Here is an 11,764-nt window from a genome sequence, read left to right on the forward strand (position 1 = left end):
CCGTGAGGACCATCCGGTCGCGCCACCCCGGGATCTAAGCTGTTTTCATGACCGCCTCACGGGAGTCGTTCCCGTCGTCGCCCGAGCGGCCCGAGCCCCTGACCATCGCGGAGATCGCCGAGCGGGCCGCGGTGTCGGTCTCGACGGTGTCCAAGGTCGTCAACGGCAGGGCCGAGGTCTCCCCGGGCACCCGGACGGCCGTCGAGAGGATCATCGAGGAGTACGGCTACCGCCGTCAGCGCAGGCCCGCGAGCCGCTCGGCGATGATCGAGCTGGTCTTCCACGAGCTGGAACCGGCGTCCGGCTACGCGATGGAGATCATCAGCGGGGTCGAGCAGGTCACGCGACGGCACCGGCTGTCCCTGGTGCTCTCGCAGCTGCAGGGACGGCAGGTCGCGGACCCCGCCTGGTTCGAGGGCCTTCTGCACCGGCGCCCCTCCGGGGTGATCGCCGTGTTCTCCGGGTTCACCGCCGCCCAGACGGAACAGCTGCGCAAGCGCGAGATCCCCCTGGTCCTCGTGGATCCGACGGGCGAACCCTCCCACGAGGTCCCGTCGGTGGGCGCCGGCAACTGGAGCGGAGGGCTGACGGCCACCCGTCACCTGCTGGAACTGGGACACCGCCGTATCGCGATCATCGCCGGCCCGCCGCACCTGCTCTCGGCACGGGCCCGGCTCGACGGCTACCGCGCGGCGATGGACCAGGCGGGCGTACCGGTGGACCCGCGCCTCGTACGCGGGGACAGTTTCCTGTTCGAGGACGGCGTCGAGCACGCGCTGGCCCTGCTCACCCTTCCGGAACCACCGACCGCGATCTTCGCTTCCAACGACGGCCTGGCCATGGGGATCTACCAGGCGGCCGCGAGGATGGGCATGCGCGTCCCCGGCGACGTGAGCGTGGTGGGCTTCGACGATCTGACGCCCGCCCAGTGGGTCAGCCCGCCCCTGACCACCGTCCGCCAGCCGCTGCGGGACATGGGCATGGCCGGTGCGTCCATGGTGGTGGGCCTGACCAACGGCGAGTCCCCGGTCCAGAACCGCCTCATCCTGAGCACCGAGCTGATCGTCCGGGGAAGCAGCACGGCGCCTGCCGGGAGACGTCCGGTACCGGTGCGATGAGAGGCGGGACCCGTGTCCCACGGGGGAACTGGTGGGCCCCGGGCGCGGTGATCGCTCTCTCCCCGCGCCCGGGGCCGGTTCAGTGGTGACCCGGCAGAAGGCCGGATCGGTGTCAGGTCGTCAGCGCTGGAGGGTCAGCAGGCCCGGCCGGTAGGGCAGGAGGCCGTATTCGGGGTTGACGTTGGGGTCGCGGCCCTGGTAGAGCAGCTGCAGGTTGCAGGGGTCGACGGTCATGGTCTGGTCGGCACTCTGCTCGACCAGTGGCGCCCGCTACAGAAGGCTACTCACCGTTGGCTGATTGTTTCGTTGCGTTCCAGAAGTTGGCCCAATATCACTGGGTAAGAACCAGGGCACCAGCTGTTGGCCTTGCACACGCAGAACGGTTGGGCGGACCTCGGTCTTTGTGGGCGACGCGGCCAGACCATCTAGCTTTCCTCCCTCTGAGAGGTGACGAGGGTGTCCACGATTAAACAAAGTTGCCCTTTTATCATAATATTAACTTTTTTTCTTTTTACTTTCTTTTTTCTGCTTTTTTGTATGATGACTTAATTTACATTTATTCTAATTATATTAAAGTATTAGTTTAGTGATATATTTCTTTTTTAGTTCATCGTACTATAAGTTTATTTTTTCTTATTTTTAACATAGTACACTTTTTTTTTACTATGTTTTTTCTCCAAAGGGTTTTTTTAATGCATTATATTTATCTTTTTTTTTATTACAGTGTATTTATCGTATTTTTTTTTCCTTAATATTGTGTAATTTTTTTTTTTCTTTATTTTAGTCTTTACCTCTGTTTATTAATTTTTTTTTTCACTTTATCTTTTTTTCTCTTATTTTTCTTTTTTTTTTTTTTTTTTTTTACTTATTTTATTTTCTTTATTTTCATTTTTATCGTTTTTTTTTTACCTGAGGCACTCAGTGGTATTTTGTCTTGTCGTCGTGAACGTGAAGAAAAATGTTGTAAGTATAGCGGAAACCCCCGGTCGGACAGGTATATCCCCCCGCCTGCGCCCACATTAGGGTACCTTTAACTTATCCGGACCAACCGGATTATAACCCAATGTAGACGGTTTAGCGGTTTTTAGGATTTCTGGGGTTACATATTCCTTGTTTTTTTTCCCTGCAGTTGTAGACCTTACGTTGGTAACCATGGGGGCCACGAGACGACCGTGATTCGCACGGCCTTCTTTTCGAACGAACAGGTTCCTCTCCTTTATCGTGTTCTATGCTCATGGTACTAGTACACGGCAGGGACTTTCTTTTATTTCATAACAGTAAATCTCGTATCATATTTTTTTTTATCGGGATTGGGCTACGGGAGCTCCGCCATTAATGCTATTGCGATATTTGCGTCCAACCCGATCATTTGATCGGTCGAGACCTCGAGCCGCACGCACGGAAGTTGACCAGAGGGTAGGATAAGATTTAACCGAAGTCGGGCAATGCCCTGTGGGTTTTCCGGGTAGACGAGATCTTCTGACGTGTCGCCGGCCGCAAGAGGGTCCGCTTTTACCAGCGAATGTAACACTGCCTAATATAATGGGGGAACTCTGATTAAAACAACAAAAAAGGGGAGCAATAAACTAGGTCAAAATTACTCATAAAATTCCTGGTAAAAAGGAAACAGAAGGAGTTACATGTTCGGTGCCACGTCGGCGATGACGGTTTATGGTCGATGGAGGCCGGTAGCTTTGCGTCGGAACTACGACGTTGTGTATTATGGTTTGCTGCCGGTTGTTCGAACATGACCCCCTTTGGGGCATGGGCCACCCGCCCCGACCCAGCGTTGGGGTCGGTGGGCGTTGGGTGAGGGTGCGGTTCTAGAAGCGACGGCGGCCTCGCCCGCTCCTCCCATGTAGTAGGTCAGGGGGGGCCCAACCACACACCAGATGTTCTTGGGTCGGCGGAAGATTAGAACAGAGAGGGAGTGGTGCCCACCGCGGCGGCGGAACATTTTATCGCCGGTTTATTTGGCTGTGGCCGGAGGCCATCTTGCGACACGTTAGTTGTTGCGTGGAAACAGGCCGAAGTTTCATCGAGACCCAGGTCTTGCCGCGAGGGAAGACGACGACTGCGTGCTGTAGGGCGGATATTAAAAACAACGAGGGGACATAAACAGTCGTGGGGTCTCTACTGCTAAATTTTCGTCCGATTGGTGTCGTTGAGGACGAGCTGCTTGCCACGAGGGTGCGACGGAGTGGCGCAACGGTGAAAGGTCCTTGAGCGAGACCCATCAGCCCCGCGACCATGGGCTTGATGAAAAAGAACAAGCCAAGTTCGAGCTAAACTTAAGTCCAATATGGGACAGACAGACGCACGAGTTAAGTCGAGGGAAGGTAGCAACTAACAGACGAGTTAGGCGGTTAAACACGGTTCGGTGTCGGAGTAGATATATGCGGCGAGTGTTTTTCCAAAGTCCCTGTACTCTCTACGGGACGTGGTAATCTCTCTTCTTTTACTTCCTCCTCCGTGTGTTTTTGTTTTCTGTTTTTTACGTTAGTGAAAAGACGAATGGAAAGACGAGATCAGGAGACAACACATCTTGCGCGCTATATGTCGACGACGACCCCCCCCCCCCGAACGCGACGCCGACCGGCGGTAGGTGCGACCTTCCCTCGACGTACCGCTGGAGCTCGACGGGGCGTGCTGGCCAACCGAGGTCGGGTCTGGGTCTCGCTCAAGGGACTTCACCGTCGCCCCCTACGAGGGCAAGCAGCTCGTCTACGCACGACCCCACGACTTCGGCAAGACTGGGGCTCGATGAACTTCGGCCTGTTCACCAACTGGTCGCAGATGGCCTCGGCAGCCAGAACGCGATGTCCGCCGCGGCGCGGTGGCCCCCTCGCTGTTCTACTTCGCCCCCAAGAACAATCTGGGTGCTGAACCTACCAGTGGGGCGGCGGAGCCGCCTTTCTTCTAACGGCACCTCCACAACCCACCAACCCAACGGCTGTCGGCCAGCAGGTCATGTTCACCGGCAGCATCACGGCTCGACACCGGCCCCACGACCAGACCGTCATCGCGAACGGCACGAACAGTACCTGTTCTTCCGCCGGCGACAACGCAAGATCTACCGGACCAGCATGCCGGATCGGTAAACTTCCCCGGAACTTCGGCTCCCGTCGACCGTCATCATGAGCGACACGAAGGAGAACCTGTTCGAGGCTTTCGTGCAGGTCTACAAGCTGCAGAACCAGAACCGCTACCTCATGATCGTCGAGGCCATGGGGCGCGCGGGGCCGCTACTTCCGCTCCTTCACCCCACCAGCCTGAAACGGTTCGGGGACCCCGCAGGCCGCCACCGAGTCCAACCCGTTCGCGGGCAAGGCCAACAGCGGCGCCAACCTGGACCAAACGGACATCAGCCACGTTGAGCTGCTGCGCACCAGTTGGCCGACCAAGACCATGACAGTCGACCCCTGCAACTGCAGTGCTCTACCAGGGGCCGCGACCCCAACGTAACCCCGAATACGGCCTCCTGCCCTACCGGCCGGGCCCTGTGACCCTCCAGCGCTGACGACTCTGACTCACACCGATCCGGCCTTCTGCCGGGTCCACCACTGAACCGGCCCCGTGGCGGGGGAGAGAGCGATCACCGCGCCCGGGGCCCACCAGTTCCACCGTGGGACACGGGTCCCGCTTATCGCACCGGTCACCGGACGTCTCCCGGCAGGCGCGTGCTTGCTGCTTCCCCGGACGATCAGATCGGTGCTCAGGATGAGGCGGTTTCTGGACCGGGGACTCGCCGTTGGTCAGGCCCCCCACCATGGACGCACCGGCCATGCCCATGTCCCGCAGCGGCTGGCGGACGGGGTCAGGGCGGGCGACCCAATGGGCGAGCGGGCGTCCAGATCGTCGAAGCCACCACGGCTGACGCGCCGGGGACGCGCATGCCATCCTCGCGGCCGCAGGTAGATCCCATGGCCAGGCCGGTCGTGAAGCGAGGATCGCTGTCGGTTGGTTCCGGAAGGGTGGCAGGGCAGTCGCGTGCTCGACGCCGTCCTCGAACGGATAACTGTCCCGCGTACGAAGGAGCGGTGTCCCCTGGTACTCCCGCTGGTCCATCGCCGCGCTGGTTAGCAGTCGAGCCGGGGCAGCGTGCCGAGAGCAGGTGGCGGCGGGCCGGCGATGATCGCGATACGGCGGTTTTGTCCAAGTTCCAGCATGGTGACGGGTGTGGCCGTCAGCCCTCGCTTTCAGTTGGCAGGCTCGCCACCGACGGGACCTAGTGGGGGAGGGTTTCGCCCGTCGGATCCACGAGGACCAGGGGGGATCTCGGCTGCGCAGCTGTTCCGTCTGGGGCGGCGGGGTGAACCCGGAGGACACGGCGATCACCCGGTAGGTGCGCAGGTGCAGAAGGGCCCTCGGAAACATTTTTTGGTGTGGGGGGGCGTGGGTTCCGCGCCTGCGTCCTCTGTTGGTTTTTTTTTTTTTTTTGGGTTTTGTGTGTTTGTGGGTGTGGTTTGGGTTGTGGTTGGGCTCTATTGAGAGAGCACCAGGGACAGCGTGCCGTCGCGTGACCGGTTTGCTCGGACCCGCTTGATGGTTCTCCATCTGTGCGTAGCCGGACGCCGGTTTCCATCTCGTGGAAGCCGCCTGATCATCGCCGATCGGTCGCGGGCTGCGCGACGGCGGGGGGGGGGGGGGGGGGGGGTAGCGTACCCTCGATGATCCTCTCGACGGCCGTCCGGGTGCCCGGGGGACCTCGGCCTGCCGTGACGACTTGGACACCGTCGAGACCGACACCGCGCCCGCTCGGCGATCTCCGAGATGGTTCGGTGCTCGGGCCGCTCGGGCGACGACGGGAACGACTCCGATGGCGGTCATGAAAACAGCTTAGATCCCGGGGTGGCGCGGGACCGGATGGTCCTAACGGTTTCCGTGATCTTGCGGGGGATCGGGCCCGCGCACCACGGGCGGACGGCGACGGCGCCTCGGCCCCTACCTCTCGGACCGTGCTCTACAGGCTTGTAGAGTATGCGTGATCATTCGGAGTGGGAGGGGTGAGGCATGCTGCGCTGGTTTCGGGTCGTGGCGGTGGCCGAGGCGGTGTCTGTGGGGTGCGGTCGGGATGTCTTTCAAGTACGTGGCCGCGACCGGGCGACCTCGGGGTGAAGGTGTGGACGATCACGGCGCATGTTCGTGCTGTATAGCGGCCGGGTGGTGCTCTTCGGCGCGGGGTGGAGGCGGGCTGGGAGCGTGAACGGTGGCGCTCGGCCTGGCTGGTGCGCTGTTGCCGCCGTTCACCTCGGTGTGGTTCGAACGGCGGATGGCGGCGCGCACCCCGGCCGCGGCGACCGGCTGACCGGGCCGCCGGCACCGGCCGGTCCGGGTGACACCTCGCCTCGTCCCGGAGCCGTCCACCCGGGAACCCCCGCCCGGTTTCGGGCACGGTGCCGGCACCCGTGGTGGCGGGCGCCGGCGTGCTCCCGGGACGGCGCGGTCATACCGGAGCTGACGAGAGACCGACGGGCGATGCCGGGGCCACGACAGGAGGCAGGCCGCTCCCGCCCGTCCCGGGCCGCCCGCCGTCCGTACGCCCGCCGGTACAGTCCACCAGGGGCCAGGTATGAAGAGCCGCTGCCTAGGGGGCCCGCGCCGCCGCAGCGAGGCGATAGGACTTCCACAGGGCGGTTTCCAGGTTCGATCGTAGTCGTCATGCGCGTGCTCCCTCACGCCGGGCCAGGCGCCCGGTCCATTCGTCGTTGCGTTTCCGGCGTGGACCGGATCGCGCGCGCGAGTGCCAGGTACAGCGCCGCCTACAGCACCAGGGCCGACGCCGAAGACCACGCCCACCCCCAGGCGACGGCGCGATAACGTTCGCCCCGGCCCAGGCCATGTTTTCAAATGCCCCCCCCGACCATGTGGCCCCCCCCCGCCCCCCACCCACCCCCCCCCCCTCCGGCCCCGCCCCCCCCCCCGCGAAATGTGGCGTTGTCCTGTGGCCCGTTTGTGACCCCCACACCCCCCCTGGAAGCCGAAGGAAAGGAGTAAAAAGCTAAGGGCCTATCTACCTAAATTACAATTCTACTTTTCTTCTAAATTAATCTTACCTACTGCCTATATCGTAAATAGTTGTGCCTCTCTACTAAGAAAGGGGTGCTATGCATATACTTATTAGCTATCTCAGGTAGTAAACGCGTTTATCTTTTACCTTCTCTCGTAGTTTAAGTAAACGACTATATCTCTCTTCTGCTCGTCTACTCCCTTAAGCCTATTACTATTACGTAGCGCGCTTTAGTTATTTACTTGCTACATCGAGGTACGAATTATTTCCGTCTTTCACTATACTATAGTCTTAGGCCCATTGCCGTTTCGGATATTACTAATTCGTCTTATACGTGCCGCGAGGCTCTATGCTTATACTACGCCTCTCTTGCTATAGATATATCTTTAATGAAATCTAGCTCGTAGGTTCAGTTCTACTATGAATACCTCTATAGTCTCTATAGTCCTATGCCGCGTAGCGCTGCAATACATGAGTACACAATTACTATTACTATATGCAATCTCTATAGTCTCTATAGTGCCCTATGCTACTGACGCGCTATGATTTTTACTATGATAACTATGCATCTACCTATAGTCTCTATAGTCTCCATAGTCATATGCTACGAGCGCTAGTGTATTACTATTGAACTATGCAATCTCTATAGTCTCTACAGTCTGATGCCGCCAGTCGCTACCAATGATGCTATATGCTATGTAAATCTCTAAGTTTCTCTATAGTCGATGCTACTACGCTATAATTACTATTAAGCTCTGTAATGCTCTATAGTCTATATCATTCACTACTGTATTACCTCTCACTCGGTTTATATGGAGCTCACCTAAATAACGTAAGGGGGCAGACTTAGCGTTATCTTATGCCTATTAATAATATTTACTATAATCAGGCAGCATGCTATTAGCCATTAAGGCATGCCCTAGACTCTTCTCGAATATATAAAGGCTTGCGCTAGAGTCGATAACTATAGTATTATAAATTAGTAGTTATTAATTAACCGTCGATCGAGGCTCTATAATAAATGAGAGTCGCCGCTACCCCGGGTGTAAACGATACTAATATATATAGAAGTAGTATAGCTTTTAAAATAGGGGCAACATCTAGTCTATTACGAGACTAGATCTATATCAAGCGTAAGGAGACCTTAAGACCGAGAGAGGTGCCTATATTAGGCTAGGGAGATCGCTCTATATCCTCTCTCGAAAGAGCTTCTACTATACTATGACCTTCCGTAAAGCCTATAAGATATCCTAGCTATATATAGTAGCATATAATAGCCTAGGTAGCTTAATTAGTATCTATACTTACTACTTAAGCCTAGTTAGCGTCGTAGCTTAGTAAGTAATTAAGTAGAGGCTAGCTTAATTGCCTTCTAGGCCCCGAAGAGTCTAATATAGGACTTGGTCTAAGATAACTCCTAAGTAAGGTATATATACCCGCGACTCGGAGTGGGTAATAATATTACTAACAAATAAGCGCTATTACTCGTACCTAGGCCTTACACGAGCTTTTCTGTATAGAGGTCGAGCTAGGTCTCTTTATATAGCTAAATAAAGACACCTCTTTAATATGCTATTAATATATAGCGCCTTTTCTAGCTCGTTAAGATATTAACTAAATATACCATCCTCGTCTTATAATGCTGTAAATGAAACTGGCACTCAGGCGTCTACGCTTGTAGCGTTTGTAGTATAGTAATAATAGATATATAGAAGGAAAAATGGTGGGGCATGTGCGCGCGCGCCGGCTAGGCGCGGGACATATATCATGCGCGTTTAGCGCACGTGACTCTAGTAGGCTATAAAGGGCCAGCCGCGCCTGCGCCCGCGCCTGACAGCGGCAGTACGTGACTAGATAGATATATAGGCTAAGCTTGAGTCTATAATATACCCCCTTACTCGTGCGGAAAAGTTAGTCCTGACTTACGAGGGCATGTTTCTACCGCGATTATACTACCTCGAGCTTACCCGTATAGCTGATTAGTAAATAATCGCGCTTGCCCTTCTCGGCCACTATACGCGTACTTTGTCTCAGTAGCCTAACTCTAATAATTACTCTAGAGTTATAGTTATAACTACGCCTCCCTTTCACCCCGCGCCCCTGCCTATACCGACTCCTTGTCTCGCGCCGGCCGCTGCCAGCTCTCCCTAAATTATGCTAATATATCTACCGACGCTTATCTACTACTCCCTCTACTCCGCCCTAGCTTATTGATTTGTGTTTGTCTTTTTTTTTTTGCTATTAGTATATATATTATTACTCGGGGTTGTTCTAATAAACACGTAGATAATACCGGGCCTAGGAAATCGTATATCTATATATGACGCGTCTTATATTAAATACGACTTATTATATATAGCGCGGCCTCTTGCGAGCTCGGTCGCTGGGAGATACTATATACTACGTATTGCGAAAAGCGATATAGGTACTTTTACGGTCGTAGTACTTATTCGCTAATACCCCGTATCTATGGCGCCTCTTAGAGTGCGACGATATACTATAATATAGCCGCGAATAATGCCTTATCTGCGGTGCCTGCTATCTAGCGTATTGTCGGGTACCCTGGCTAACGCGCCTAGGTTAACGGGCGGCTATTTATATGCGTCTAGTCACGCTATCTACGCAGCGCCTAGACGCCGCGCCGCGCTCGCCCCTAGCCCTATCTAGGATGATTTTTCCCCGCGTCGCCCGCCGCTACGCGATATAATACCTTATTGTCACGCCTCGCCGCTATCGTCGCGCCCGGCTCGCGCGCCCTACCGCGCTCTACTCCTATCCGCCGCGGTACATCTGTAATTACTAGCTCCGAGACGTCCAGCTACGCTATAGTACTAGTCAGCTAATAGTAATAGGTATCAGGTCGTCGGCGGCTAAATGCCATTCGCCTAGCGCTAGTGAGGCATCGCTAGTATACTAGGAAGAGAGCTAGCGGCTATCCTAGCCGCGTAGGAGGAGGACCTGCGCGGAATAGCGCTAGGTAATATAGCTATCTCGCGGCCTTAATCTGCGCTCGCGTAGGTTCTGCCCCTACCGTAGATAGTCTATCCCTACGCGCTCCCCTCATCGCATTAGGGCATCGCGTCTAGTTGTTCGCCGCGACTTATTAACCCTCTATGCCGCGCTACCGCCCTTGCTACGCGCCCTAGCGCTTACGAATGTTTATTAATAATAAGGACGCTCAAGGATAAAAAAGAACGTAGATAAGCGCTCCCCCTAAGTAGAGGGAAACTAGCCTAGAGCCTGCCTAGATAGTAGTATTTTCCTCTTTTTATTATAGGTATTATCGGTAGTCTGCGTAGCTACCTAAATGAAACATTTATACTATAATTCGGCCTATTATATATAGTATATATCTCCCTACTTACTCTGCGTAATAGCTAAGGGGCTTCCGTATCTTATCTACTCATCTAGAATAGTTCTTAAGTTAGCGTAACATATGCCTCTTTATTTAATAGACGTTTGCCTCTTTTTATAGCCCCAGTGTATTCTTCGCTACGAGGATCTCTTTTATTTATACTTCTCTAGGTCGGGGTTATAGTTGCCTAGGCATAGTAATAAGTCTAGCCTGAGTATTTACTAGTACATTATACTAATGAGTAGTCGCGTATGGCTACTTAATCTAGTCTATATATAGAAGGTAGGATACGAGGCTATATAGCGTAGTCTAAAGTAATATATTTAGGGGATTAGGGACCCCGATAACTTTGTATTTAGCCTTAAGGTAGTCGAGGCTTTACGAGGGCTAGTTTAACTATAATATTAGATGTTATATCGAGTTAAATATTATCGCCGATTATGGAATTATTTAGCTAGGCTATCTAGATATATTCGTAGATAGTCTTGCATATTCTCTACTTGCCATATATAATAGCGGCATGCGCGAGGTCTATGCCCTCCTAAGTACTATACGAACGCGGACGCCTTCGCCCCTTTAGCGATATAGTAGATACACGAGTGTAGTCTAGCATGCGCTAGATTAAATCGATATCGATCTATACATAAGGCGGCGGTTTGGCTTCATACTGAGTTATAGAAAAAAGACGATTCCCTATTATTAAGCGCGAGCTAGTAAGTAGGGCAATAGCCTGCCTAGTCGAATGTAGTAGGAGAATAAATTATAATCATATAGGTCGCCTATACTGTCCTAGTTTATCTATTCTATTCCGCTATCTATCTAAGGGTAGGTAGGCGATAGATGGAGTAGTTTATTACATGCCTACTTATATTATAGAGTATAGTCTGAAAAGTACCTAACTTAATTCGAGGCCTCTGATTAGAATAATATAGTTAGAAGCTATAGAACATCTATTAGGCTCAATACTTAAAGCGCTAGCATAGAGCTGTACGTCTCTATAGATATATTACCTCGAGCTATATATACTGTAGATAGCTAGTTAGTAATACTATTAGGTACGCGGGTCCTCTCTTTAGCCGCGGTAGGTCTATTATACAAATCTATTAGATTATGACTAAAAGCGATCTATAATTAAGAGACGGTCCGGAGTAGACCCTTAGCGGCGTTAATAGTTATATAAGTTACTGATAGTAATAAGTAATGTTCTAGATAAAGCGCGCTATATCTATTAATATTGAGCTCTTAATTTAAAGTGGCTACTATAAGAGTTTAAACATCACT

The 11,764-nt window shown here is 53.6% G+C and carries 2 protein-coding genes and 2 pseudogenes; all 4 read left to right on the top strand.

Going from position 1 to position 11,764, the window contains the following annotated elements; genetic code table 11:
• The first annotated feature begins 47 nt into the window (after nt 1-47).
• Complete coding sequence (locus tag ABD832_RS20560) at nt 48-1,118, top strand: LacI family DNA-binding transcriptional regulator (protein WP_344897797.1); 1,071 nt, start codon at nt 48-50, stop codon at nt 1,116-1,118.
• A gap of 2,556 nt (nt 1,119-3,674) precedes the next feature.
• Nucleotides 3,675-4,004 carry a non-reducing end alpha-L-arabinofuranosidase family hydrolase gene (locus tag ABD832_RS42200; RefSeq protein ID WP_425582618.1) on the top strand — a complete coding sequence of 110 codons (330 nt, stop codon included), beginning with the start codon at nt 3,675-3,677 and terminating at the stop codon, nt 4,002-4,004.
• A 15-nt stretch (nt 4,005-4,019) separates the two neighbouring features.
• Nucleotides 4,020-4,348: pseudogene (locus tag ABD832_RS42205) on the top strand (non-reducing end alpha-L-arabinofuranosidase family hydrolase); the annotation flags it as partial.
• A 58-nt stretch (nt 4,349-4,406) separates the two neighbouring features.
• Nucleotides 4,407-4,583 (top strand): annotated as a pseudogene (locus ABD832_RS42210) (non-reducing end alpha-L-arabinofuranosidase family hydrolase); the annotation flags it as partial.
• Nucleotides 4,584-11,764: the final 7,181 nt, after the last annotated feature.

The organism is Streptosporangium longisporum (genome assembly GCF_039534895.1).
GTDB lineage: Bacteria > Actinomycetota > Actinomycetes > Streptosporangiales > Streptosporangiaceae > Streptosporangium > Streptosporangium longisporum.